Here is a 25,361-nt window from a genome sequence, read left to right as displayed (position 1 = left end):
ACTGGTGTGCTCGTGTATTCACACTAAAAGCGTTTCCGGTCCATTCGCAATGCCAGAAATCGCAGATTTAGGTAGACCAGTAAGATGAAGGCATGCGCCATGCATTCCCGATGAATCTCGTGCTCCAGACCCTGAGGCCCCCAACCCGTACCGCGCGCGAGCATCTACTCGAGCAGCTACGTGCGGCGCTGCTCTCGGGGCAGGTAGTCGCGGGTGAGCCGATGCCGTCTACGCGGGCACTGGCGACCGCGATGAAGGTATCGCGTGGCACCGTCGTGGCGGTGTACGAAGAGCTCGCCGGGGAGGGGTACGTGGTCTGCGTGCCGTGTTCGGGCACCTTCGTGGCAGACGATCTCCCGGCTGAATCGTCGCCGCCTCTGCACCGGCCGACGCGAACGTCTGAGGAGAAGGCTTCGCCCACGGCAGACCGTTCTTCGGCGGTAATCAATCTTTCTCCGGGGGGCCCGTCGACAAGCTTCCAGACCAATCACGACTGGGTGGTGGCCTGGCGCAATGCGGTCAAGCGCGATCTGCCGTCTGTACCGCCACCGTTCACGGGCGACCCAGAACTGCGCGCGCTCATCGCCGACCACCTCCGGGCCGCACGCGGCGTGCAGTGCGACGCCGACGACATCGTGGTCAACGCGGGCACCAGCGACGGACTCGGGCTGCTGCTGCTCGGGCTCCGCGACGATGGCCCGGCGGGTGCGCGCATCGCGACCGAGAACCCCGGTTATCCCACCGCGCGTAGGGTAATCACCCGCTTCGGTGCCACCCCGGTTCCGATTGCGGTGAAGAACGGCGGGATGGATCCTGACGAACTGGCTCGGACGCCGGGTCCGTTCTCCGCGGTCCTGCTCACCCCGAGCCATCAGTACCCTCTCGGCGGAAGGCTACCGGTTGCCGCGCGCCTGGCGATGCTCGCCTGGGGTCAGAGGACCGGCGCGGTCATCATCGAAGACGACTACGACAGCGAATTCCGACACGGTTCCCCATCGCTGCCCGCCATCGCATCCCTCGACAACGATCGACGGGTCGTCCTTATGGGCAGCTTCTCCAAGACGCTCACCCCGTGGTTGCGCTGCGGCTTCCTCGTCATCCCCGACCCCGAGTTACGATCCCGGGTCATTGATGTTCGCGCCACCTTAGGTCAGCCGGTTTCCGGACTAGTCCAGACCGCTCTGGCGGAGTTCCTCCGCGGGGGCGGCCTCCGACGTCACCTGACCCGCGTCGGGAGAGCGTACGCACACCGACGTTCCTTGGTCATCGCCGCCACTGCCGACCTCGCTCCGCGTATCCGTTTGGATGGTATCGAGGGTGGCTTGCACGCCACTCTCTCCTGGGAAGACGGGAGAACAGCCGAAGACACAGTCGCGTTCCTCGCAGAAAGAGGCGTTGAGGTGGCCTCGCTGGGCGCGTACTATCACGGCGCGGCTCCGCCCGAACGACAAGGTATCGTTTTCGGCTACGGTGCACCGACCGACCTCGAACTCCGAGCAGCGCTCCAGGAAATTCGCATTGCTCTGCAGCGGCAAGGAAACTGATGCGGTTAGTTCCCCGTTTGCCCGGCGGCCTTAGAGAGTCGGGATGCTCAAGTTCCCACCAGAACGGTCGAAACTCACGCGAACTTTAAGCGGTCAGCGTCAACCGAGCTGCGGTGCCAGGCCGGTCAGGATCGACTGGTGGTCTCAACCGGTCAACGCACCGATCCGTCCGAACGATCGCCAAGACACCAGACCGGCGTCCCCCTGGGCTAGCCGGGACCCTGGGTCAGCTCGGTGAGCCGATCGGCACAAGGCAGTCCACTTCGCCTTCGCGGCGGTACGACTCGATGTGCGGCCGATTGGCGTCGTGGTCTGCGAGGGCAAACAGCGCATCGAAAGCCGCGGAGATCTGCTCATAGATGTCCGGCGCGTCTCCGCGCAAACGCAACCGAAGGTAATCACCGCCCGGAATCGTCGTTTCATCCAGGCCGAGAGGGTTGTCACTATCTCTATCCAGCCGCACGGATGCCAAGCGGTACACCGTGCTGCCACCGTAGATGAGGCCCATCATCTTGCGTCCCTGCAGCGAATCGAAAGCCCCCTCGAACTCTGGCCAGGCAGCTTGCACCGCGTCAACGTCGAGGGCGACGTCCCGGCTCAGGATAGGAGTCTCGTAGAGAGCGACAACGTCGATTCGGCCAAGATCATGCATCGCTGGGTAATCAGTCATGGCCTCGTGTCTAGCATTTTTCTTGCCCTTAGCGACAGTCCGGGGTGAGACGCCGGTGCCGACCGCGCGGAATAGATGAACCTTCAACTAGGTTGCCGAGACATGAGAGCTTTCGGATTCCTCAGTTTCGGTCACTATGGTTCGGAGGGCGGGATCGACAACTTCGGTGCGAGGGCCGCACTTCATCAGGCCATCGAGCTCGCGGTCGGTGCCGACGAAATCGGCGTCAATGGCGCCTACTTTCGAGTTCACCACTTCGCGAAGCAGGCGGCGTCGCCGATCCCGTTGCTCAGCGCGATTGCGGCGCGCACGCAACGGATCGAGGTCGGCACGGGCGTGATCGATATGCGCTACGAGAATCCGCTTCAGCTCGCCGAGGAGACTGCTGCCCTTGACTTGATCGCGGATGGCCGTGTCGCTCTTGGGGTGAGCCGCGGGTCACCGGAGGCTGCCCATCGCGGCTGGGAGGCCTTCGGCTACACCGGTTCGACCGACCCGCGCGGCGCCGACATCGCCCGGGAGAAGTTCGACCGCTTCATGCGAGCTATCAAGGGCGAGCCGGTCGCCGAGGCGGAAGGACTCGCCCCGGGCTCGGGTCCGCGTCTGGCTATCGAACCACGATCGGCCGGACTTGAGCAACGGATCTGGTGGGGCGCCGGTAGTCGAAGCTCTGCCGAATGGGTTGGGGCTCAGGGTCTCAACCTGATGAGTTCGACCCTGCTCACCGAGGCCACCGGCGCGTCGTTCGCCGATCTGCAGCGCGAACAGATCGATCGGTTCCGTGCCGCCTACCAGGCGGCTGGCTACTCGGGGGCCCCGCGTGTGTCTGTGAGCCGCAGCGTGTTTCCGGTGCTCACGGACGAGGACCGGGTGCTTTTCAGACTCCGTAGCGGTAACGGCGCCGATCAGGTTGGCGTCATCGATGGCTTTAGGTCCACGTTCGGCAAGACGTATGTGGGCGAGCCCGACAAACTCATCGAGGAACTACGCCAGGACCCCGCCATCGAGGCGGCGGACACCCTCATGCTGACTGTTCCCAACCAGTTGGGAGTCGACTTCAATCTGCATTTGCTCGAGTCCTTCGCGAAGCATGTAGCACCCGAGCTGGGGTGGAAGCCGAACACGGAGGGGCCGGTCGAGGGCGAACCGATCGGTGTGAAGGTGCCCTGACGGGATAGCCGCAATGCTGAGGGGCAGCGTCGTGATGTCCAGGCTCGCGGCCCCCAGCCCACTCAGGCGGTAACTCGATACGACTTACGTCAGTACTCGATGACGCTGCGGATGCCGCGCCCCTGGCGCATCTCGTCGAACGCTTCATTGACATCGTCCAACGCGATCCTGTCCGTGATCATGGAGTCGAGATCGACGAGCCCTTCCATGTACAGGTCGATGATCTTCGGGAAATCGATCGACTGGCGGCTCGAGCCGTAGTTCGAACCGATCAGGCGCTTCTCCTGATCGCTCATGACGAAGGGGTCGATTGAGATCTTCACCCCGTCGGCCACCTGCCCGACGACCACAGCGGTACCGCCTCGGCGGACGGCTTCGTAGCAGGCTTCGATCGTGAAGGGCAGGCCGATCGCTTCGAAGGCATAGTCGACGCCACGTCCACCCGTCAGTTCGAGAACCGCCTCGACGAGGTCGTTCTCCTTGCTGTTGATGGCATGGGTGGCCCCGAAGGTCCGGCCCAGCTCGAGCTTGTCCTTGCTGATGTCGGCGACGATGATCTGCCTGGCCCCGGCCAGGCGCGCCCCCTGGACGACATTGAGCCCAACGCCCCCGCAGCCGACGACGAGGACTGTACTGCCGGGTTCCATCTCTGCGGTGTTGACCACGGCGCCGATCCCGGTAGTCACGGCACATCCGACGAGCGCGGCCTGGGCCAGTGGCGCGTCCTTTCGGATCTTGATCGCGGCGGAGGCCGGGACCATGGCGTGGTCACCGAAGGATCCCACGGCGAGGAAGCTCTTGACCTCCTGAGAGCCCGCGCTCAATCGAGTCTTGCCGTCGAAGAACACGTGCCGGTACGCCGTCTCATTCGCCAGCTGGCACAGCACCGGACGTCCGGATACACAGAATTCGCACTTCTGGCACGAAGGGGTCCACGACAGAATGACATGGTCGTCGATGTCGAGATCCCTCACTTCGGAGCCGACTGCGACAACGACACCGGCACCCTCGTGACCGAGAACCATGGGAGCAGGAGTTTCCCATTCGCCGTCGAGCGCGTGCAGGTCGCTGTGGCAGACCCCTGAGGCTGCGAGCTTGACGAGGACCTCGTTCGCCCCCGGCTCGGCGGAGATGCTCAGATCCTGGATCTCGAGGGGCTGGTTGGGCCCGGTGAAGACAGCTGCCCTGACGTCGACAGTGCTCATGCGTGATGTCCTTTCGGTGTGGTTGCAGCAATGGTAAATCCCCGGAGGGCGCGGACGAGTTCGAGGATCCGCCCGGGTTCCCCTGACGGAAAGGCAGTCGCCTTGAAGATCGGGGGGATGAGAACCCAGACGAAGGATCCACCCATCGGGGTGAGGTGAAGCACCCGGCGTCCGCCCTCGATTTCGACCCGGGAGGAGACCAGGTCAACACCGCGAAGGTGGTCTCGGACGATCGTATTGAGCGCATCGATCACCGCGGTGGGAGCAGTTCGCTCAGCAACGGGGGCGCGAACCTCGCCGCGAGGCTTCCCGAGTCCTGCCTCGGAAACGAAGGCCGGCGCATCTGCTCCTCTGTAGGACACCCCGAGGCCTGCCGGAACTGCTGTGTCGGAAGGAAGTGTTGTCTTGATCCTCAAGTTGTACACGCGGGAGAAGACATAGTTTCCCGGTTCGTATTCGAGGACCAGGTCGATGCCGTCGGAAGTGGTAACCAGAGCCCGGGTCCGCCCACGGTGGCTTACCTCACCGAACTGGGCCGCGATCTGATGGAGGGCCTGCCGGGCCCGATCGACGATCGGCCCGTCCCCTTCGAGGGCGTTCTTCCGCGGTTTCCGCGTGATGCTCTTCATGATTCCTGTTTTCAGACTCGGCGTGTGGCCGGGTCCGTCGTTCTGCCCGGGTAGTTGCCTTCGAGTTCCTCTGATCTCTCGATGATGTTCGACTGGGTCTGGACGAGGTCCGTGGGGGTGAAGAGCGGCAGGCGGTTGAGCTTGAGCCAGACCACCCCGAATATGGCGATCGCGGCGATGATGACGGCGGCAGTTCCCCAAACCACGAGTCGCGCTTCGAGTCCGGGAACGATGAAGACGATGAGATAGGTGCACGAGAAAATTCCGATGACCTGCGGGATTGGGTAGAACGGGGTCTTGAACGGCCGGTGCGCGTTCGGGTAGCGACGGCGCAGGACGAGGACGTCGACCTGGGCGATGATGTAGCTGAGCAGCCAGGTGGTGCAGGCGATGCTGACGAGCTGGATGATCAGATCGATTCCGCCGTCGGAGACCGTCGAGTAGACGAGTACGGCAGCCATGCACCCGGCAGTGACGAGCATCCCCGTCCATGGAACGCGTGAGCGGCGGCTCACCTTGGCCAGCCACTTCGGCAACAGGCCCTCGTTGGCAAGTCCGTAGAGCATGCGCGGAATCGCAGCGAGGTAGGAATTTCCGGTGGAGAACGAGGCGAGGATCGTCACGACAGTCATGATGAATCCGCCCGCGGCGCCGAAGATCGCGGTGGCACCGACGACGTGCGGGATCGAGGAAGCCGCCATTTCGTCGAGGTCGGCATAGTGGGTCGCGCCCCAACCGAAGAGCACGTCGACGACGAAGATCGTCGACACCCCGACAATCATGGCCAGCGGGATGTTCTTCCAGGGTTGCCGGATCTCCTCGGCGAGCGGCGCGACGAATTCCATTCCGATGTAGAGCCAGATCGCCACGGCACCCATCGAGGCGAGGGTGCCCCATTCCGTGTTGAGTACTGGGTTGTCCACGGTTGGTTGGCTCGAGAGGCCAAGGACGCCGGCAAGGCCCATCACCGCGAGAATGCCCATCATGCCGAAAACGACGGGAATCTGCACCCGGGCGAAAATGTCGACTCCGGAGATGTTGAGGACGAGCAGAATGAGGAGCAGGCCGAACGAGAATGCCGGTGCCGGGAAGCCGGTCAGTGATTCGAAGGATTCACCGGCGACCAGGAGCTGGGTTCCGCCGTCGGCAGAGACGAGGACGAGATACCCGCCGAGAACCGCAATGATCGCCATGAGGCGGCCGAGTGCGGGGAGCGTGTATTCCCCGACCATTCCGCCTCCCGGCAGCATGGAGGCCAGCTCTCCGTAGGAGATCGCCACCATGGTGATGATGATCAAACCGGCGAGGGCCGGAATCGCGAAGGCGAGACCGCCCGTGCCGAACCCATTGCCAAGAGACACCATCGCCGTGCCCGAGACGACCAATCCGGTCGACGCGGCATAGGCCGCGCCGAACCCGAGGGTGCGTTTCAATTTCGTCATCGCTGTGCTCCTTTGCCCGTGATGCGCAATTGCGTCGATGACGAATCTAATGCCACGAGCGACTCAAGAAGAACCGACAAAGTGTCTGAGTTTCCGGGACATACCGACACTCAAGCGGCATGAAAGAGGTGTCCCGACTTGAATTTTGTCGATTACCGGCGGGCAACCAGGACAGACTGTCCACTAAATCTCAGGGCTGCGCCGTGCCACCAGTGCTGCTGTCCGCCTTTTCCGCGCGGTAGTAACGCAGCGCGAGCACGAGGTCCGCGCGGACCTGGAAATCGTCGAGGTCGGAACCGGTCAGCTGCGCGATCTTCTCGAGACGGGCCATCAATGTGTGTCGGTGAACATCGAGTGCCCGGGCAGCGGGTTGCAGCTTCCCGTGGTTCTCGAGCCAGACCTTGAGGGTGGTGATCAGGTCGCCGTTGTTCGAGCGCTCGAAACGAGCCAGAGGTGCCAGCACCCGACGGGCCACGTGAGAGGCATCTGAAGCGTCGATGAGGTCCGCCACCCCGTCCTGCCAGATCCCGGAGAATGCGATGGACCCCGTCTTCCCAGTCCGGATCCCGTATTCGGCGGCCTTCTTCGCCTCTTCGAGCGCCAGTTCCAGTCCGTCCCATCGGTCGCAGCGTGAGCGACCGATGGCCAGGTCGAAGGGCTGCAAGAGTTCGATCACTTGTTCGACGTGTTTGGACTGCAGAAGGATCGCCAGACCGTTCTGGTATTGGGCGTAGAACACCGGCACCGCCTCGTCGGAGGTCATGGTCTCCAATCGAGGCAAGATCCTGGTGACCTCGAACTGCCGGGAGATGCCCACCATGGCGACCATCGGAGGAACAGGGAGCGGGCCCCACACGCTTTCGAGGATGTGACGGGTCATCCCGATATTGCCCGACAGCAGGAGCTGCAGCAGCGCCTGGCGAAGGGTCGTGTGCAGGGATGCGAGTGCCTGATTCTGTTCGAGGGACACACTCACCAGGGCGAGCACACTGGAGAGCACGTTGCGGGACACGTCGTCGAACCCTTCGCTGAGGGTGAGGACGAGGACCCCGGTCGGGTCCGTGTATTCGCCGAGCAGCTGCACGATCGCCTCGACCTCGTCGGTGACCTGTGCGGTGCAGAATCGCAGCTGCTCTGTGAGGGCCTTCCGGACAACGGGAGCGATCTCGCTCTCGCCAACCCGGGGACCGTGAGGCGCCTCGACCGTGATCACCGAGTGCCCTAGCGAGTCGAAGAGCGACACTCCGCATCCCAGCTGGCGAGCAGTTTCCCGCAGAGTCGCGTTGAGCCCATCCCGTCGGGTGGCCGCGTGTGCGATCGCCTTCTGAGCTCGGAGCGAACGGGACTGCCGTTCGCTCTGGTCTCGCTGGACGACCCGTGCCGCTTCCTGCAGAAGATCCATAAATGAGATCTCGTATGGGACGTCGAAGAGGATCAGTCCGTGTTTGATGCACGCGTTGACGAGTGGCCGAGGCACTCCTCGATGGAGGACATCGCTTCCGAACCCAATCCCGATGACCCCGTGCGCGGCGACGAGGGCCGCATAGTCGTCATAGATCTTCTCGAGTTTGTCCGCCGGAATCCGCGCTTCGGCAATCGAGGAATCGACGGAATCAGTGACCGGGAACTGCCAACCCAGGGTGAGGATGACTTCCGCCGGGCCGAGAAAAGGCGTCGGGTCGATCAGGTCCGTCGCGTGAAGCCACTCGAATTCGTGGTCAAGCGCGGACTCGGAGCGGGGATCCTCGCTCAGGTCGACGATGAGTCTGAGATCGAGCGAGGGATTCTCGAGAAGTTTCCGGAGGCTGAGGCTCACACCAGATGATACCGCGCAGTATCAGCGCGGACCCGCTACCCGACGCCCCAGGAAGAACCCAGTCCAGCAGGTTATGGCGACTGTGGGTCCAGGGTTGTGCCGGGCTGCCGGTGCCTTGGGTAGGTGTGTGCGGCGGTAGTCTCTCTGACATGGCCTTTCATGCAGACTCATCCGAACTCGACGCAAAAGAGGTCCTGACCTGGGACCTTTTCGGCACTGCGAGCCGCGACCTCGGGCAAATCATCGCCGATTCGGGCTTCGCGCCAGAAATCATCATCGCCGTCGCGCGCGGCGGCTTGCTGCCCGCGGGCGCGCTGTCGTACACGCTCGGCGTCAAGCTATCGGACGCCATCAACGTCGAGTTCTACACCGACGTGCACGAGACGCTGCCCGACCCGGTGCTCCTCGCTCCGTTGCTCGATGCCGAGTCGATCGCGGGCAAACGGCTGCTTGTGGTCGACGATGTGGCCGACTCGGGTCGGACCCTCGCTCTCGTCCTCGACATCATGCGTAGTCACGGTGCGGAGGCCCGCAGCGCGGTGCTCTATGCCAAGTCGACATCCGTCGTAAATCCTGACTACGTGTGGCGACGCACGGACGAGTGGATCGTCTTCCCATGGTCGGCCGAGCCGCCCGTGACGCCGCATCGTCCCGCGAACACGGTAGGTTGAGGCGACATCCAGTAGGCAGTGAATCGGTCATTTGGCGCAGTTGTTGAATGGCGTAAGCGCGTCGGGTGACGTTATTCGCCACGGAAAGTCATCGCGTCGAGGGGCTGTCGGGTGCCTCGCGCCAGAGTCCGACCAGCCGCGCGAAATCCTCGACGATCGTGGGGACTATGCCGCCGTCCGCGACCGCTTTCTGAACATCTAAGGGTGTCGGGCGGCTGCCCCCATCGGCCCACGACATCAGTTGCGCCAGATCGGCCGCAAGTTCGGGCTGGACACCACCCCAGCGGAGCGCGGGGGGCCGATCGGTGGTCCACGTACCGTCATGCACGCTGACCAGGCCCGCCACGGCAAGGAGGGACTTGCGGGCTACTCGTCGTCCGAGCACCTCTACCTGCTGCGGCGAGCTGCCGAGTAGTTGACGCCATCGCTGCAGATGTTGCCCGATGTCTCCGTTGAATCCGCGAGCCGCTCGAGCGTCAGCAGGGTATGCAGGGAGGGTGGCGGATCGGTCCGGGCCAGTCAGATGAACGCAGTAGTGCCGGATAAATACCCGGTTGCCGTACGCCGCGTCGTTCTGGCGTTCGAAGTCCGCCGCCGTGGCCGTGGCGATCTCGACGGCCCGGCATCGGTCAGCGTACTTGGCCGAGAGCTGATCGCCGAGCGTGGCAGCCTCGCCGAAATCGACAGACAGCAGGTCAACGTCGCTGAGGCCGGGGCGAGCGGCGCCGGTGGCGACTGATCCGTAGAGGTAGAGGGAGCCGCCACGCTGCTCGGCTGCTCTGGTCGCTTCAGCCAGAATTGGTTCGAACAACGGCGGCACACGTTCCCGTTGAGCGCCGGTCCGGATGGTGCCGTCAGGCATCAAACCCTCATCCGGATCAGCCACTGGTCATCCTCATGCCCAGGAGCCTATCGGAAGCGAAATTCGACGTGCCTGGTCCATCGGCTAGCTGCCGAAGCCATCCGCGAGTTGGCCCAGCTTTCTATCGGCAGTCGATGTGCGCTTCGCCAAGCGGCTTCTTGCAAGGCACTGCCGGCTCTCGTTACGCGGCCCTCTGCGTTTCGAGAGTGCTACGTAGCGCGGCGACGTCTACGTTTTCCCGTAATAATTCGCTGCGAGCCGGGCATTCCGCTCGCAGCATGCCGAGAAGTATGTGCCGCGTGCCAATTGATGAGCCCTTGAGACGAATCGCTTCGCGAAGGGCGAGTTCGAGGCACTTCTTGGCATCCTGACTGAACCGTATTCTCCCCTTCGGGGACCTGCTCGATGTAAGGGCGCCTGAACCAAACACAGCATCTGCTCGCTCAGTAACCTCCGACAGGTCTATGCCGAGCGAGGCAAGCGCATCACCGTCCAGCCCGGAACCGGCAAGTCGGTCGAGAAGCCTCGTGCGCGCGTCATCGAAGTTGTCGACGCAATCATTCAGCGCCTGTGTTGTTGAGTCATTGGTATCGAACAGTCCGAGAAGCAAATAGCGTGAGTCGATGTTGTGGGAGCCGATTTCTCTCGCCGTCTCTTGGGCCGCGACGACTATGGCGCGAGCATCGGTGGTAAATCTCTCGAACATTACTTTCTCCTGCCATGTTTCTTGTGAACGGCTTGGCGAGAGACGCCGAGAGCGTCGGCGATCTCTTGCCACGGCATGCCGAGCTCGCGGGCTCGAGCTACGTGAAGCGCCTCCAGCCGATCGGCCAGTTCGCGCAATGAGCTAACGGCGTGCAAGCCGATTGTTGGATCGTCGCTCGTCGCGGCATCGATCGGGTTCTCATGCATGTGTCAACCATAGTTGACAAGTATGGAGATGTCAACCACGGTTGACGTCCGAAGCTGTTCTACGTAGCGAGCTTGGCCTTGGCCTTCTGCTCCTTCTTGAAGGCTCGCACCTCGGACAGGGAATTTCCGTCGGTGACGTCGGCAATCGAGCGCCGCGCGTCCGGATCGCCATACTCGGCGGCGGCCTCACGCCATCCGGGCGCCGATAGCCCGAACTGCTTGCCCAGTAGGGCGAGGAAGATCTTGGCCTTTTGCTGACCGTAACCCGGCAGTGCTTTCAGCCTGGCCAGCACCTCTTTGCCGTCGGGGTCACCCTCGGTCCAAAGAGCGGTGGTGTTGCCGTCATAACTCTCAACGATTGCCCGAGCCAGATCCTGAACCCGGCCGGCCATCGCTTTGGGGTACCGGTGCACGGCGGGCTTTTCCGCAAAGACCGCGACGAGTTCGTCCCGGTCCATGCCGGCAATTTGTTCGGGGCTGAGATCGCCGAGCCGTTCGCGCAGTTTCGCCGGGCCGGCAAAAGCGGTTTCCATCGGCACCTGCTGATCGAGCAGCATGCCGACCAGCAGTGCGAAGTCGTTCTCGGCCAGAAGTGCGTCTGCGGCAGCGTCGCCGGACAGATAAAGGGAGTTTGCCATGGCGTCATTCTTGCAGGTGTGCGAGCGACTGTCGCGTGATTCGCACCGCGAGGCCGGCAGCTCTGAGCGGGCGCGTGTGGCGCCCTGCGATAGCAGTCGCAAACGCTGGAGCCGGCCGGATAAGCACGCGTAATGGGGTTGTGCAGCCGGGTAGCCTGCTTGAGGATGACTCCATGAAGATTTCCCGAACGGTCATAGTCCTCGACGCCCCATTGCTAGATCACGATTGACTAGCCAGATGACGACGAAGCCCGAAACGGTCGAGCAATACATCGATTCATTCCCCGACGTCGTGCGGCAGCGACTCCAGGAACTGCGAGAGTTGAGCCGCTCCAATGCTCCGGATGCCGTGGAAGGACTCAAATGGGGCAGCCCGGCGTACTCGTCGGGGACGATTCTGTTCGTCTTCAGCGGGCATAAGAAACATGCCAACTTCGTCTTCACCCCGAGCACGTTGCGCGCCTTCATCGACGAACTGGACGGATACGCAACCGGAAAGGGGTCGGTTCAGCTGCCCTACGACAAGCCCGTTCCCAGCGAGGTGCTCGGCAGGATGATCGGCTATCGGATCCGAGAGTACGAGGACGACGGCGTCAAGTGGATGTAAGGAAGATCTCCACCAGCTACGCGACGCCGGCGAAACCCTGTCCGCGGTGTTCGGCCAGCCTGGCAGCCTGATCCTCCAACTCGCGTTTCGGTACGTTAGTCCATGTTTCGGTGGCGAGTGTGAGCTTCTTACCGGATGTTCGTGGCCGCCAGGTGCCCACGATGTTGTGTCCCTGAAGAATCGTCCCGGGCCGGCCCAGGACAGGCCAGAGCTGCTTTCGGCGATCGGCGTCCTCGACCAGGAGTTCGCGATCCCGGGTCTGCAGGAAGAGGTCATGCGAGCCGAGCAGCCGCACGCCTGCGCTCGCCGGTGGGTCTGCCAGGGCCGCCGCATCCGCGGCGAGGACGAAGCGTCTCTCGCCGGCTACCACAACCTCTTCGACGTCGTTCGGCCAGTGAGAAGTGACAGTCCTGACCGGAGCATCGATGTATCCGGCCACCAGCTTGGGGGTGAGTGGCCCGAAGAGGTGCAGGCAGGCCCGGATTGGGTCGAGCGATGCAGGCCTTTCCGCGGCAGGCCCACCCCACCCCGGGATTCGGCGGAGGACTGGGGGAGACGTGCCTGGGTCGAGTTCAAGGCCCGCAGGCAGGGCCGACAGGCGGAACGTCTGCTCGTGACTGTGAATGGCGTCGCACGGTCGGCAATAGCGCAAATAGGGGTCCGGGAGCACCGCTGTCAGTCGTCCGGACATCTCGCCCTTTACCGTGGGTTCCTTCACGATGTCGCGCATATGCCCGGACACCACGGCCAGTGCCTCAAGCACGGGAATCCCCGCCGCCTTCAGCGGCTTGGCCGCGTCGAAGACCCGTTTGGCGGCATCTGCTTCGTCATACGGGGCAGTGGCCGCCGCGACTTGCGCGGCCTGTGCTCGTCGATACGCCGTGGGCGCTCCGCGAAGCGTCCAGGCGATGAAATGCTCACCCGGGTCGAACTGCACGCCGCGCTGTGCGAGAGCCCAGCGGCTTCCCTCGTTCCCGGTGTCCTGCACACCCAGGTCGAGGATATCGGCGTCTGTGTGTGCCGAGCCGGTTTCACGGTCAAGCTGTTGCGCGTGCACTCGGTAGCGCAGTACCTGATCACGGGTCGCCTTCATTGCTCCAGTTTGCCATCGGTCCGCCTCGCGCTGAGCTTGAGCGAAGCGAAGACGCCGATGCCGGTCAACGACCCGGTCAGCATTCTTCAGGCGCATTGGGAGCGCGTCGGGCGTTCTTGACACTTCGTCGTGCCCACGCATATACCTCATGACATGCAGTCTGATGGGAGCCGGCGGCTCAGAGCGTGCTTCGAAGATGCGGCCCATGCGTTCGCCAGCGTCATGGCTGCCATACCCGAGTCAAGCTTGAGTCATCCAGGTCTGGGGGAGTGGAACATCCGCGATCTTGCCGGGCACACCAGCAGGTCCTTGATCACAGTCGAAACCTACCTGGCTGTTCCGATGACGTCTGATCCGCCGACGCTGAGGGACCCCGTCGCCTACTACCGGGCGACCGCGGCTACTCTCGCCGGTGCGGCTGCAGTGGTGGAACGAGGACGGCAAGCGGGCCGTGATCTCGGACCGGACCCGGTCCAGACGGTCCAGAGACTCGTCGATCGCGTTATCGCAATCGTCCGGGATAGCCCGGACGACAGCATCCTGACCACTCCCTTTGGCACCATCGGTCTGCTCGACTATTTGCCGACCCGCACCTTCGAGCTGACCGTGCACAGCCTCGACCTTATTCGGGCTGCAGCCGTTGCCCTGCCGTCCCAGCTCGACGGCGCCATCGACGCCAGTCTTCAGCTGGCGGCACGGATGGCTTACGAATCCGAACGTGGCGTACCAGCCCTCCTTGCACTGACCGGTCGGCAGCAGTTGCCCGAGGGCTTCAGTGTGGTCTAGTCAGGTGACGGGTCAGTCTGGTTATCCTGACCGGGTGCCCGATCCCATATTCAATCACCGCCGGTTGGCCGAAATCTACGATCCATTGGATCCCGAGCGCGACGACCTGGAGGCCTACCTCGCCATCATTGGTGAGTTCGGTGCCGGAAGCGTTCTCGATGTGGGTTGCGGCACCGGCACGCTTGCCTGCATGCTCGCGGAGCGCGGCCTCGAGGTGATCGGGGTTGATCCGGCTGGTGCGTCGCTCGACGTGGCCCGCAAGAAGCCGATGGCTGATCGGGTGCGCTGGTTGCACGGTGACGCCACGAACCTTCCGGCACTTCAGGTGGACGTGGCGCTGATGACCGCTAATGTCGCGCAGGTCTTTCTCACCGATGAAGATTTTTCCCGCACTCTGCGCGGGATACGCTCCGTCTTGCGTCCCAACGGGCGCCTGGTCTTCGAGATCCGGGACCCGGCGGTTAAGGCGTGGCAGGATTGGAATCGGGACCAGACGTTCAAACAGACAGACATTCCTGGCGTCGGACCCGTGGAGAGTTGGTGCGATCTGGTCGACGTTTCCGGTCCGCTGGTGAGTTTCCGCTGGAATTACGCCTTTGCGTCGGATGGCGCGGTGATCACCTCGGACTCGACGCTGCGCTTCCGGGAACGGGACGAGGTCACGCGTGCTCTGAACGAATCCGGCTTCGTCGTGGATGGGATTCGTGACGCTCCTGACCGGCCCGGCCGCGAGTTCGTTTTCGTCGCCTCGCTCGTCGAGCAGGCGGCAGGCGAGAATGGCCGGGACCCGGCGAGCTATCAGACTCATGCATGATGCTCCTTTGCGCATCATGTTATGCTGAATTTGATGTAGGGGGCTGACGTGAGAACTACCGTGACTTTGGATGAGACCCTGGTCGAGCGGGCGATGGAGCTGACTGGGCGCACAGAGAAATCTGCGCTCGTACGGGACGGCCTTGAGGCCCTCATTGAGCGAGAGAGCGCCCGCCGACTCGCCCTGCTCGGCGGATCGGACCCGAAAGCCACCTCGGCCCCTCGGCGGCGGAATCTTCCGGCGGAATGATCCTCGTTGACACATCAATCTGGGTGGATCATCTGCATCAACGTGATCCGGAATTGTCGGCACTGCTCGCCCGCAACGAAGTAGGCGCCCATAATCTGGTTATCGGTGAGTTGGCACTGGGATCGATCAGGAACCGTCAGAATTTCCTGGAACTCATGACAAATCTGCCGCGGCTGCCGGAGGCAGGTCACGCCGAGGTGCTGGCCTTCGTCGACAATCACCGCCTATACGGACGCGGTCTCAGCCTGGTTGACGCGCATCTCCTCGCGGCGGTGCAACTATCGCCAGGCTCCTCGCTCTGGACCCGTGACAAGCGACTTGCGGCCGTCGCGGCGCAGCTTGAGCCCGGAGCCTGACGTCATGGGATTCACCCGCGCCGAGCTGGAGAGCTTTCGTGATGCCACCATTCCGGATTTGCTGCCGGAACCGCTGCGGCTGCTGTTCGTCGGCATCAATCCGGGCTTGTGGACCGCCGCGACCGGCGCGCACTTCGCCCGGCCCGGTAATCGTTTCTATCCTGCCCTGCATGCCGCCGGGATTACCGGACGTCAGATCGACGCCTCAGCAGGCTATACCGAGGCCGACCTCGCGCTGATCAGAGAAAAGGGAATCGGCATCTGCAACCTGAGCCCGCGGGCCACGGCGCGAGCGGATGAACTAAGTGCGGAAGAGCTCCGCGCGGGCGTTGAACGGTTGAATAAGGTGGTGCAAGGGCACGCTCCTCGCGTCGTCGCGGTGCTTGGCATCACTGCGTTCCGAACAGCCTTCGCGCAGCCTAAGGCCGTTGTCGGCGAGCAACCCTCGCCCTGGCCCGTAACGAAGCTGTTTGTCGCGCCGAACCCCAGTGGGCTGAATGCCCATGCGAACCTGAAGTCGCTCGCACGGGACTACGCACTGATCGCGGAGGCCGCTGGAGTGATCTGAGTCCGTCGTGGGTCGGGCAGCTGGAGTGACGGAGAAAGTGCGTTCCAGCCCAGTCCGAACGGAGCCAAGTTGTCGGTCGTCGTCATTGACCGACGACCGACGACCGACGACCGACGACCGGCTGATGGCGACTGGCTGATGGCGAAGTCGCGATTCGACGGCAGGCAAAGGCCGCGTTTTGCATTCGGGCGCCCCGCGCCGCCATACTGGATGAAGCGGGGTCGCCGCTTTCGTAATTGCAGATCCAATGCATGACTACGAATCAAGCGCAGCTAAAGAACAAAGCAACGTCGACACAGTAGTCGGCTTCTTTTCGGCCCAAGAACCAGCACTTGCTTTGTGCCCCGATTTCGACGCCCGAGAGGCGATATTTCGTTTATGAGCACCACCATGTCTGAGACCACCCCTGCCGCAAGCACCAGTGACATCCTTGGCGCAGAGGACCCAACCGACAACGCACCAACATTCGCCCAGCTCGATGTTCCGGCCAACCTGGTCGCCGAGCTTCGCTCGCAGGGCATGGTCAAGGCGTTCCCGATTCAGGCGGCAACACTGCCGTCAACCCTGGCCGGACGCGACGTTCTTGGCCGGGGAAAGACCGGCAGCGGAAAGACGCTCGCATTTGCACTTCCGCTCGTCGCCCGCCTTGCGGAATCGGCACGCACCTCCGGCCGGGAACGCTCACGGCCACGCGGACTCGTGCTGGCTCCGACCCGCGAACTGGCGAACCAGATCTCAGCAGCTATCGAGCCGCTCGCCAAGGCCGCTGGTCTGAAGCAAACCACCATCTTCGGGGGCGTCGCGCAGGGCAAGCAGGTCAAGGCACTGCAGGATGGCGTGGACATCCTCGTCGCCTGCCCGGGCCGGTTGGAGGACCTGATGGGTCAGCGACTGGTCAGCCTTGCCTCGGTGGAAATCACCGTGCTCGACGAAGCCGATCACATGGCCGACCTCGGCTTCCTGCCAGGCGTCAAGCGGTTGCTCGACGCGACCCCGCACTCCGGCCAGCGCCTGCTGTTCTCCGCAACGCTCGATCGCGGCGTCGATGTCCTGGTCAAGCGCTACCTCGACCGTCCGTTGACGCACTCGGTAGATTCCGAGAGCTCCCCGGTCACTGCAATGACCCACTACGTCTTCACGATGGCCGACTCCGCTGATAAGAAAGCAGTCGTCCAGCACCTCGCCTCCGGTCTGGGTCGTCGGGTCTTCTTCACCCGGACGAAGCACACCGCGAAGAAGCTGGCCCGGGCGCTGACAGCCAGCGGGATTCCGGCCGTCGATCTGCAGGGAAACCTCTCGCAGCCGGCGCGTGAACGCAACCTAGCCGCTTTCTCATCCGGAACCGCCAAGGTGATGGTGGCGACCGATATCGCCGCCCGCGGAATCCACGTTGACGACGTCGATCTGGTCGTCCACGTCGATCCGCCGACCGAACACAAGGCCTACCTGCACCGTTCAGGCCGTACCGCGAGAGCCGGCTCGGGCGGCGACGTCGTCACGCTGGTCCTTCCGCCCGAGCGGCGTGACGTCCAGACGATGCTTCGGCACGCGAAGATCTCCGCCGAGCTGATCCAGGTAACTCCTCAGTCCGACGTGATTGCCGACCTGGTCGGCGAAGTCGCCGCACACGTCGAGCCTGCTCCCGTTGCAGCTCCGCAGCAGAACCAGCCGCGTGGCAATAGCCGTAATGGCCGGAACTCCCGTGGCGGCGGTCGCGGTGCCACCCGCACCGGAACCAGCGGTAACGGCCGTACCGCCGGTCACTCCGGACGCGAGGGCGAACGGCGTACCGACGCTACTCGACAGGGGGAGGCCCGCGGAGATCGTCGCGGCACGAGCTCCGGTCAGCGTGCCTCCGCCGGTGGTGGACGTGGTCCGGCAAGCTACCGCACTGAAAGCAGCCCCAGGCCGGCTCGGGGGAATGGCCGTGGCCGGTCAGGCACCCGCTAAAGCCCCAGACAGCTGAGGTTCTGAAACCCAGAACGCCCGTCACCGTGATCAGGTGGCGGGCGTTCTTCGGCTACATACCCAGTAGCCCGACCGCGGTCCAGACGGCGAGCACAGCACAGATCAGGATGACGTCGAAGTTCCACGACGCCTTTGGCCGGGGAGCCTCGAGCCGTGGATTATCGAGGTAGCCCGCGGCTTTCAGGGCTTCCCAGCGGGCAAGAGCTTCCTGCACCGCGGGCGACGCCACCCGTCCGGCTACGTCATCCGCGGCGTTCGACCGCGATTCAACGCCCCAGCCGATCCGCCCGGGCCTGGCGAAGCCGCGGGACGGCGCGGGAACCGACCATGCGGTGAACTTGCCGTACGCCGAGAGCACTGTCATTCCCCAGTTTGTTTCAAAGCCCTTTATGCTCGGCCAGACTAGGTGCACGGTGCGAAGCGGATTGACGATCACGAGTTCGCCGTCGCTGACCTCGAGCCTTGGTTTATAGAAGACAGCCCAGACCAGGGCGGCTAACAAGAGTGGCAGGCCACCGAATTGAGCAAAGCCGCTGATTCCGGTCGTGCCGAGCATGCCGGCAATGGAAATCACCGCAATGAGGCCCATCACAATTGTCAGAACCTGGCCAAATCGCGGTCGGAACGCGTTGCTTGGATTCATAACTCAACTTTCGCAGATCGAAAATCGACGTCCCTGGGGGGCCGGGATCAGGCGGCAGCGCAACCGGCAAAATAGCGTGACTATTCATCGGGTCGAATACATAAAAATTCAGTGAACCGCGATTCACTGAGTTTCGGTTTCGCTTAGGTAACAATCGCGTGTTTTCGGCACCCAGGACTGATGTGTCCTGTCTCACTATGTGTACTGTCGAGTCGTTCATAGCGTCTGGTTTTCGTCAGCGTCACGGTATCTCCGCGACCCGGAGACTGGTCATGGCATCTTCGGCCATGCTTCTTGGAGGAACATTGAGTAAGAGAAAACTACTTGCGGCTGGAGCGGTCTTTGCCGTCGGCGCATTGGCACTCAGTGCCTGCACCCCACCCGCAGGAAATGACGACAACCAGTCGATCAATGATGAGTCGACCCTGTCGGTCATGTGGAACCAGCCGTTCTACTCGTACAACAATGCGACGTCGAACGGTAATGCCACGGCCAATACCAACCCGATCTATCTGACGAATGAATCCTTCGCTTACTACGATGACAGCCTGCAACTGCACCCGAACAAGGGCTACGGCACCTTCGAGAAGCTTTCCGATGATCCGCTGAAGGTCAAGTACACGATCAATGACAACGCTCAGTGGTCCGACGGCACCCCGGTGACTGCTGCTGACGTCGTTCTTCCTTGGGCCGCACAGAGTGGACACTTCAACAGCGTCAAGGCTGAAGATGCCACCAATGAAGACGGCACTGTCAAGGAGAATTCCGGCGACGACGTCTACTTCGATGCCTCCGACCCAGGCTTCTCGCTGATCACCAAATTCCCGGAGGTCTCCGAGGACGGCAAGGAAGTCACCTTCACCTACGACAAGCCGTTCGCCGACTGGGAAGTCAACTACACGAGCACCGAACCAGGTGTCCCGGCCCATGTGGTTGCCCAGCACGCCCTCGGTGAGAAGGATGCCGCCAAGGCCAGTGAGGCGCTGCTCGCCGCGTTCAAGGACAAGGACGACGCCGCACTCTCCAAGATCTCGAACTTCTGGAACACGGGATTCGACTTCACCTCGCTGCCTGAGGACAAGTCACTGCTGGTTGGCAACGGTCCGTACAAGATGACCGAGTACAAAGAGAACCAGTTCATGACCCTGGAGAAGAACGAGAACTACAAGGGTGAGAACAAGCCGAAGGTCGACAAGATCACGATCCGCTACAACGAGGATCCGATGGCGGCCGTGCAGGCGCTTGAAAACGGCGAGGTCGACCTGATCCAGCCGCAGTCAACCGCCGACGTGCTGAAGGCCGCACAGGCCATCGATGGCGTCAAGGTAGACACCGGTGACGATGCGACCTACGAGCACATCGACCTGACGTTCAACAACAACGGACCGTTCGATCCGAAGAAGTACGGCGGCGATAAGGAAAAGGCGAAGCAGGTACGCCAGGCATTCCTGAAGGCGGTCCCGCGTCAGAAGATCGTCGACACCATCGTCAAGCCGCTGACCGACACGGCTCAGACCCGCGATTCGTTCAACGTTGTTCCGGGTTCGCCCAACTACGATGACACCGTCGCTGCAAATGGCGTGGCCGAGGAGAAAGAGGCGGATATCGCCGGTGCCAAGGACCTGCTGAAGCAGGCCGGCGTCGACAAGCCCAAGGTCCGGATCATGTACGCCGAGGGCAACCAGCGCCGCGAGCAGGAATTCCAGCTGATTAAGGAATCAGCGGAAGAAGCCGGCTTCGAAATCATCGACAATGGTGACGCGAAGTGGAGCGAAAAGCTTGGCGACAAGACCTATGACGCCTCGCTCTTCGGCTGGCAGTCAGTGTCCACCGCAGTGACCGAGGCTGATGCGAACTTCCGCAGCACCGGGCAGAACAACTTCGGCGGCTACAACAACCCGGACGTCGACAAGCTCTACGATCAGCTGCAGGTCGAGACCGACCCGGAGAAGCAGAAGCAGATCAACATCGACGTTGAGAAGAAGCTGGTCGAGGATGCCTTCGGCGTCACGCTGTTCCAGTTCCCCGGCTTGACGGCTTACAACGAGAATGTCAGCAACGTCAGCACGATCACGGTCAGCCCGACCGTGTTCTGGAACTTCTGGGAATGGGAAGTGAAGTAGGCGCCGCCTGTCTTCACAATCCACCTCCGTTAGTGGCCTGATTGTGGGGCGTCGAGTCCAGCTCGGCGCCCCACACAGGTGTTCGGTTCATGATCAGGTTGCAGACGCTTCCGCTTGGGCCCGGCACCGAGGGCTGAGAAACTCCTAAGGCAACCATGCTTAATTTCATAGCCAGGCGACTCGCCTCGGCCATCGTCATCATGCTGATCGTATCGATAGCGATGTACCTGCTGCTGGATCTCGCAATGGATCCGATCGAAGATCTGCGCACCAGCACATCGCCGAACAAGCAGCAACTGATCGAATCCCGGATCAGAATGCTCAATCTCGATACTCCTTCGATCGTCCGGTACTTCTGGTGGCTGCGCGATGCCAGCGGCTGCTTTATCGGGCAGTGCGACCTGGGCACCGCCTGGCGCAGCAATCAGCTGGTCACCGACCTGCTCGGCGGCGCCATCATCACCACCCTGCAACTGATCGTCGCGGCTACCGTTGTTTCAATCGCTCTCGGCGTCACCGTCGGGCTGGTCAGCGCGTTGCGGCAGTACACCGGCTTCGACTACACAATTACTTTCATTTCATTCGTGCTCTACTCGCTGCCCATCTTCTGGGTCGCAGTGCTGCTCAAGCAGTTCCTCGCCATCGGATTCAACGACTTCGTCAACAATCCCGCGATCAGTTGGCCGGCGGTAATAATATTGTCCATCGTGTCCGGCCTGTTCTGGATGGGCGCCATTGGCGGCCAGAAGACCCGTCGGGCGATGGTCTTCGGCGTTGCCGCTGTGGTCACCCTTGGCGCCTTGGTCTACGTGCTGACCAGCGGCTGGCTGCTGAACCCGAGCCTCGGCATCGTGGTGGTCCTGGTGACGTCCGTCGGAATCGCCGTCGTGGTCACCATGCTTTCCACCGGGCTGAGGAACAAGAGGGCGCTGTACTCTGCCCTGACAACGGCAGGCATTGGCATAGTGCTCTACTACCCGATGCAGTGGTTCTTCTACTACGTGACGGCGAACTTCTGGGTGATCGTGGGTCTGGCAGTAGTGTCGATCGGCGTCGGCATCCTGGTTGGCTACCTGTTCGGCGGGCCGGACCGCTCGCAGTCCAGCCGCACCGCTGCGATTGTGGCGTTCCTGGTCGGCGGCCTGATCTTCGTCGACAAGGTGATGCAGAGCTGGGACCTCTACTCGAACGCCAACGTGATCAAGAACCGGCCGATAGCCACCATTGGTTCTGCGACACCTGGGCTGGGCGGCGATTTCTGGGTCAGCACCCTTGACACTTTCACCCACCTGTTGCTGCCATCGATCGCGCTGATCTTGATTTCGTTCGCCACCTACACCAGGTACTCTCGCGGCTCGATGCTCGAGGTGCTCAACCAGGACTACATCCGCACGGCCCGGGCAAAGGGGCTCACCGAGCGGACGGTGATCATGCGGCACGCGCTGCGAAACGCGTTGCTGCCGCTGGCATCGATCGTCCCGGTCGATATCATCACGCTGATCGGCGGCGCCGTGATCACCGAGACCATCTTCGGCTGGTCCGGGATGGGAAAGCTGTTTATCGACTCGCTCCGAGACAGCGAAATTGACCCGGTAATGGCCTACATCATGATCACTGGCTTCCTGGCGATCTTCGCAAACCTGGTGGCCGACTTCGTGTACGCCATCCTTGACCCCCGGATTCGGGTGAACGCATGACTAACTTATTACCGTCCTCCGGCTCCCATGAAGATACGGACGCCGTCGGCGATCAGGAAAACGCAATTGAACTCAAGGACGTCGCCGGTCTGTCCCAAGGGCAGATCGTCTGGCGCCGGTTCATCCACCACAAGGGCGCAATCGTCGGCATCATCGTGCTCGTCGTCATCGCGATTGTCGCCTTCACCTCCGTCGGCGTCGGTCCGATTCCGGGCTGGTGGAAGTGGAACTTCACCAATACCCAGCCGGTGCAGAACGCCGGTCATCCAACGATCGGGCTGCCGACCTGGCTCGGCGGCTCCGGCCTGGCCTGGGGGGACTTCCCGTTCGGCCAGGACAATATCGGCCGGGACAACTTCGCCCGGGTGATGCGCGGCATCCAGACTTCGCTGATGGTGATGTTCGTGATGGGAATCATCGCGCTCGTCGTGGGCGTAGTGATCGGTGGTCTTGCCGGCTTCTACCGCAAGAAGACAGACAACCTGCTGATGCGGTTCACGGACATGATCATCACACTACCGGTGATCGTGATCGGCGCGATTCTCGGCCGCCTGGTCGGCGGTGGAACGCCGCTGCTGCTGGCTGTCGCGCTCGGCCTGATTCTCTGGCCCGGATTGGCACGTCTGGTCCGCGGCGAGTTCCTGTCGTTGCGGGAGCGCGAGTTCGTCGATGCGGCCCGGGTCGCCGGCGCGAGCGACTTCCGGATCATGGCCAAGCACATGCTACCCAACGCGATCGGCGTGATCATCGTGAACACGACGCTGCTGATGTCGGCAGCGATCGTGCTGGAAACCGCGCTGAGCTTCCTCGGCTTCGGGATCAATGCGCCGGACGTATCGCTGGGCCAGCTGATCAATGAGTACCAGAGCGCCTTCGCCACCCGGCCGTGGCTGTTCTGGTGGCCCGGTTTGTTCATTATCGTGATCGCGCTGTGCATCAACTTCATCGGCGACGGCCTGCGCGACGCATTCGATCCGCGGCAGAAGAAGATCCCGTCTCAGAAGCAGATGGACAAGGCAGAGGCTTCGGCACGCCAGGCGGCTGGACGAACCATGACGGGTAAAGGTGGGATCTGATGACTGACCAAAACGCTGCCGAAAAGGCGGTTCCGGACAGTCCGGTGGCCAAAGGTGAGCCAATCCTCGAAGTCCGCGATCTGGGCGTCAACTTCTGGGTCAGTGGTGAATGGTTCCCGGCGGCGGTGGACCTGAACTACGAGCTTCGTGCTGGCGAGGTGCTCGCCATCGTCGGTGAGTCCGGCTCAGGCAAGTCGCAGTCGTCGATGTCGCTGATCGGATTGCTGCCGCCGAACGGCCGGGCGACCGGGAGTGCGAAGCTCAAGGGCCAGGAGCTGATCGGGCTCACTGGCTCGAAGCTGCGGAACATCCGGGGCAACGAGATCTCGGTTATCTTCCAGGAGCCGATGACGGCGCTGAACCCGGTGTACACCGTGGGTTTCCAGATCGTGGAGACCCTGCGGACACACTTCATCATGGGACCAGCAAAGGCCAAGGAACGCGCACTTGAGCTGATGCGCCTGGTGGAGATCCCGGAACCCGAGGTTCGGTTCAACTCCTTCCCGCACCAACTGTCCGGTGGTCAGCGTCAGCGCATCATGATCGCCCAGGCACTGGCCTGTGATCCGAAGCTGTTGATCGCCGACGAGCCGACAACGGCGCTCGACGTGACCGTTCAGGCGGAAATCCTCAAGCTGATGCGGGATCTGCGTGAACGGGTCGACGCTGCCATCATCCTGATTACCCACGATATGGGTGTTGTCGCCGATATGGCGGACCGGATGCTGGTGATGAAACAAGGCCGAGTCGTCGAGCAGGGCACCGCCGAGCAGATCTTCGGCAATCCGCAGCACGAGTACACCCGCCAGCTGCTGAGCGCTGTCCCGCACCTTGGTTCCCGGATCGAGGGCGGCGCCGCCGGCGTCACCGGTGCGACGTCGCGTGGCGATGAAGGATCCGAGGCCGCGGCAGTCTCCGCGTCCGGTCATCAGGCCGGCGTCGACGAGACAGTAACCCCGGCCCTACATCTGGAAAACGTGTCCATCGAATATCCGAAGGTCGGCCGCAGGCCTGCCTTCCGTGCCGCGACAGACATCGATCTGCGGATCAATCCGGGCGAGGTCGTCGGCCTGGTGGGGGAGTCCGGCTCGGGCAAGACCACAATCGGCCGGGCCGCGGTGGGCTTGTTGCCCGTCGTTGAAGGCCGGCTCAGTGTTGCCGGCCGGGATATCACCAACGCTAAACCGAAGGACCTGCGCCCGTTCCGCCAGGATATCGGGATCGTGTTTCAGGATCCTGGATCGTCGCTGAATCCGCGGCTGCCGGTCGGCGAGTCGATCGGTGAGCCGCTGTACCTGCACGAGGGCATGAAAGGCGCCGAGCTCAGCAAACGGGTGGAAGCTCTGCTGGACAGCGTTGAACTGCCGCGCTCAATGCGGAATCGCTATCCGCACGAGCTATCCGGTGGTCAGCGGCAGCGGATCGGCATTGCCCGTGCGCTATCGCTGGAACCAAAGCTGCTGGTGGCGGACGAGCCGACATCGGCACTCGATGTGTCGGTGCAGGCAAGGGTTCTCGAGCTGTTTCAGCAGCTGCAGCGCGAGCATGGCTTCGCTTGCCTGTTCATCAGCCACGACCTCGCGGTCGTCGAGATCCTGTCCAGCCGGATCGCGGTCATGCAGAAGGGGAGCCTGGTCGAGGTCGGTCCCACCGAGCAGATCGTCAGCAACCCGCAGCATCCGTACACCAGGCGGCTGCTGTCAGCGGTACCGGTGCCGGATCCCGCGGAGCAACGGATCCGCCGTGAGCAGCGGGACGCGTTGCTCGAAGAGGAACGCCGGGTTTCCTGAGGCGGCTTTAAGTGAGTCCGGGTTCCGAGTGT

25 protein-coding genes are annotated in these 25,361 nt (G+C 62.7%); 14 read left to right on the top strand and 11 right to left on the bottom strand.

The features are described 5' to 3' along the window. Nucleotides 1-92 precede the first annotated feature (92 nt). The gene (pdxR, locus tag LWF01_RS10640; protein ID WP_349637375.1) at nt 93-1,544 is read left to right on the top strand and encodes a MocR-like pyridoxine biosynthesis transcription factor PdxR; all 1,452 of its coding nucleotides are present in this window, start codon (nt 93-95) and stop codon (nt 1,542-1,544) included. A 226-nt stretch (nt 1,545-1,770) separates the two neighbouring features. Here pdxR and LWF01_RS10635 read toward each other — a convergent pair whose 3' ends face one another. Further along, on the bottom strand, nt 1,771-2,214 hold the full coding sequence (locus LWF01_RS10635) for an AraC family transcriptional regulator (RefSeq protein WP_349637374.1): 444 nt from the start codon (nt 2,212-2,214) through the stop codon (nt 1,771-1,773). Nucleotides 2,215-2,316: 102 nt separating this feature from the next. Between LWF01_RS10635 and LWF01_RS10630 the strand changes: the two genes are divergently transcribed. Next, a complete protein-coding gene (locus tag LWF01_RS10630; protein ID WP_349637373.1) occupies nt 2,317-3,384 on the top strand; it encodes an LLM class flavin-dependent oxidoreductase in 1,068 nt (355 codons plus the stop codon). Nucleotides 3,385-3,473: 89 nt separating this feature from the next. Here the strand turns inward: LWF01_RS10630 and LWF01_RS10625 are convergent, their stop codons facing one another. From LWF01_RS10625 to LWF01_RS10610, 4 genes are all read right to left on the bottom strand, one after another. Then, the gene (locus LWF01_RS10625; RefSeq protein WP_349637372.1) at nt 3,474-4,589 is read right to left on the bottom strand and encodes a Zn-dependent alcohol dehydrogenase; all 1,116 of its coding nucleotides are present in this window, start codon (nt 4,587-4,589) and stop codon (nt 3,474-3,476) included. After that, nucleotides 4,586-5,218, bottom strand: coding sequence for a DUF3156 family protein (locus LWF01_RS10620; protein WP_349637371.1), 633 nt, complete (start codon nt 5,216-5,218; stop codon nt 4,586-4,588). Before LWF01_RS10620 ends, LWF01_RS10625 begins: the two co-directional genes overlap by 4 nt. Nucleotides 5,219-5,229: 11 nt before the next feature. Further along, complete coding sequence (locus LWF01_RS10615) at nt 5,230-6,660, bottom strand: APC family permease (RefSeq protein ID WP_349637370.1); 1,431 nt, start codon at nt 6,658-6,660, stop codon at nt 5,230-5,232. 190 nt (nt 6,661-6,850) lie between these two features. Then, on the bottom strand, nt 6,851-8,476 hold the full coding sequence (locus LWF01_RS10610; protein ID WP_349637369.1) for a helix-turn-helix domain-containing protein: 1,626 nt from the start codon (nt 8,474-8,476) through the stop codon (nt 6,851-6,853). A 149-nt stretch (nt 8,477-8,625) separates the two neighbouring features. Here LWF01_RS10610 and LWF01_RS10605 point away from each other — a divergent pair, with 149 nt between their 5' ends. Next, nucleotides 8,626-9,147 carry a phosphoribosyltransferase gene (locus LWF01_RS10605; protein ID WP_349637368.1) on the top strand — a complete coding sequence of 174 codons (522 nt, stop codon included), beginning with the start codon at nt 8,626-8,628 and terminating at the stop codon, nt 9,145-9,147. 88 nt (nt 9,148-9,235) lie between these two features. Here LWF01_RS10605 and LWF01_RS10600 read toward each other — a convergent pair whose 3' ends face one another. The 4 genes from LWF01_RS10600 to LWF01_RS10585 all read right to left on the bottom strand — a co-directional run bounded on the left by LWF01_RS10600 (nt 9,236) and on the right by LWF01_RS10585 (nt 11,559). After that, complete coding sequence (locus LWF01_RS10600; protein ID WP_349637367.1) at nt 9,236-10,033, bottom strand: nucleotidyltransferase domain-containing protein; 798 nt, start codon at nt 10,031-10,033, stop codon at nt 9,236-9,238. A gap of 157 nt (nt 10,034-10,190) precedes the next feature. Further along, on the bottom strand, nt 10,191-10,715 hold the full coding sequence (locus LWF01_RS10595; protein ID WP_349637366.1) for a Clp protease N-terminal domain-containing protein: 525 nt from the start codon (nt 10,713-10,715) through the stop codon (nt 10,191-10,193). Next, the gene (locus tag LWF01_RS10590) at nt 10,715-10,921 is read right to left on the bottom strand and encodes a helix-turn-helix domain-containing protein (protein WP_349637365.1); all 207 of its coding nucleotides are present in this window, start codon (nt 10,919-10,921) and stop codon (nt 10,715-10,717) included. Before LWF01_RS10590 ends, LWF01_RS10595 begins: the two co-directional genes overlap by 1 nt. A 59-nt stretch (nt 10,922-10,980) precedes the next feature. Beyond that, the gene (locus tag LWF01_RS10585; protein ID WP_349637364.1) at nt 10,981-11,559 is read right to left on the bottom strand and encodes an HhH-GPD-type base excision DNA repair protein; all 579 of its coding nucleotides are present in this window, start codon (nt 11,557-11,559) and stop codon (nt 10,981-10,983) included. Between the two features lie 238 nt (nt 11,560-11,797). Between LWF01_RS10585 and LWF01_RS10580 the strand changes: the two genes are divergently transcribed. After that, a complete protein-coding gene (locus LWF01_RS10580; RefSeq protein WP_349637363.1) occupies nt 11,798-12,166 on the top strand; it encodes an iron chaperone in 369 nt (122 codons plus the stop codon). A gap of 16 nt (nt 12,167-12,182) precedes the next feature. On the opposite strand, the gene LWF01_RS10575 is transcribed toward LWF01_RS10580, so the two are convergent. Then, nucleotides 12,183-13,259 (bottom strand): DNA glycosylase AlkZ-like family protein, encoded by a 1,077-nt coding sequence (locus LWF01_RS10575; protein WP_349637362.1) that lies wholly within the window; start codon nt 13,257-13,259, stop codon nt 12,183-12,185. Between the two features lie 246 nt (nt 13,260-13,505). On the opposite strand from LWF01_RS10575, the gene LWF01_RS10570 reads away from it, so the two are divergent. The 6 genes from LWF01_RS10570 to LWF01_RS10545 all read left to right on the top strand — a co-directional run bounded on the left by LWF01_RS10570 (nt 13,506) and on the right by LWF01_RS10545 (nt 17,982). Beyond that, nucleotides 13,506-14,045, top strand: coding sequence for a maleylpyruvate isomerase N-terminal domain-containing protein (locus LWF01_RS10570; protein ID WP_349637361.1), 540 nt, complete (start codon nt 13,506-13,508; stop codon nt 14,043-14,045). A 34-nt stretch (nt 14,046-14,079) separates the two neighbouring features. Then, on the top strand, nt 14,080-14,859 hold the full coding sequence (locus LWF01_RS10565) for a class I SAM-dependent methyltransferase (RefSeq protein WP_349637360.1): 780 nt from the start codon (nt 14,080-14,082) through the stop codon (nt 14,857-14,859). Between the two features lie 48 nt (nt 14,860-14,907). Then, nucleotides 14,908-15,108: a type II toxin-antitoxin system VapB family antitoxin gene (locus tag LWF01_RS10560; protein ID WP_349637359.1), complete on the top strand. Its 201-nt coding sequence runs from the start codon at nt 14,908-14,910 to the stop codon at nt 15,106-15,108. Then, nucleotides 15,105-15,464 carry a type II toxin-antitoxin system VapC family toxin gene (locus LWF01_RS10555; RefSeq protein WP_349637358.1) on the top strand — a complete coding sequence of 120 codons (360 nt, stop codon included), beginning with the start codon at nt 15,105-15,107 and terminating at the stop codon, nt 15,462-15,464. The genes LWF01_RS10560 and LWF01_RS10555 overlap by 4 nt, the downstream gene beginning before the upstream one ends. Nucleotides 15,465-15,468: 4 nt before the next feature. After that, complete coding sequence (locus LWF01_RS10550) at nt 15,469-16,032, top strand: mismatch-specific DNA-glycosylase (RefSeq protein WP_349637357.1); 564 nt, start codon at nt 15,469-15,471, stop codon at nt 16,030-16,032. Between the two features lie 390 nt (nt 16,033-16,422). Further along, a complete protein-coding gene (locus LWF01_RS10545) occupies nt 16,423-17,982 on the top strand; it encodes a DEAD/DEAH box helicase (RefSeq protein ID WP_432761950.1) in 1,560 nt (519 codons plus the stop codon). Between the two features lie 70 nt (nt 17,983-18,052). Here LWF01_RS10545 and LWF01_RS10540 read toward each other — a convergent pair whose 3' ends face one another. Next, on the bottom strand, nt 18,053-18,643 hold the full coding sequence (locus tag LWF01_RS10540) for a PH domain-containing protein (RefSeq protein WP_349637356.1): 591 nt from the start codon (nt 18,641-18,643) through the stop codon (nt 18,053-18,055). A 305-nt stretch (nt 18,644-18,948) separates the two neighbouring features. On the opposite strand from LWF01_RS10540, the gene LWF01_RS10535 reads away from it, so the two are divergent. The 4 genes from LWF01_RS10535 to LWF01_RS10520 all read left to right on the top strand — a co-directional run bounded on the left by LWF01_RS10535 (nt 18,949) and on the right by LWF01_RS10520 (nt 25,329). After that, a complete protein-coding gene (locus LWF01_RS10535; protein ID WP_349637355.1) occupies nt 18,949-20,766 on the top strand; it encodes an ABC transporter family substrate-binding protein in 1,818 nt (605 codons plus the stop codon). A 155-nt stretch (nt 20,767-20,921) separates the two neighbouring features. Beyond that, nucleotides 20,922-22,463 (top strand): ABC transporter permease, encoded by a 1,542-nt coding sequence (locus tag LWF01_RS10530; RefSeq protein ID WP_349637354.1) that lies wholly within the window; start codon nt 20,922-20,924, stop codon nt 22,461-22,463. Then, entirely contained in the window at nt 22,460-23,539 is a 1,080-nt protein-coding gene (locus LWF01_RS10525; RefSeq protein ID WP_349637353.1) for an ABC transporter permease, read from the top strand. The genes LWF01_RS10530 and LWF01_RS10525 overlap by 4 nt, the downstream gene beginning before the upstream one ends. Further along, nucleotides 23,539-25,329 carry an ABC transporter ATP-binding protein gene (locus LWF01_RS10520; protein WP_349637352.1) on the top strand — a complete coding sequence of 597 codons (1,791 nt, stop codon included), beginning with the start codon at nt 23,539-23,541 and terminating at the stop codon, nt 25,327-25,329. Before LWF01_RS10525 ends, LWF01_RS10520 begins: the two co-directional genes overlap by 1 nt. The last annotated feature ends 32 nt before the right edge of the window (nt 25,330-25,361 follow it).

The sequence above is a fragment of the Saxibacter everestensis genome, from assembly GCF_025787225.1.
Taxonomy (GTDB): Bacteria; Actinomycetota; Actinomycetes; order Actinomycetales; family Brevibacteriaceae; genus Saxibacter; species Saxibacter everestensis.
The sequence above is the reverse complement of the archived record's forward strand: the minus strand, read 5'-3'. Positions and strand labels throughout refer to the sequence as shown.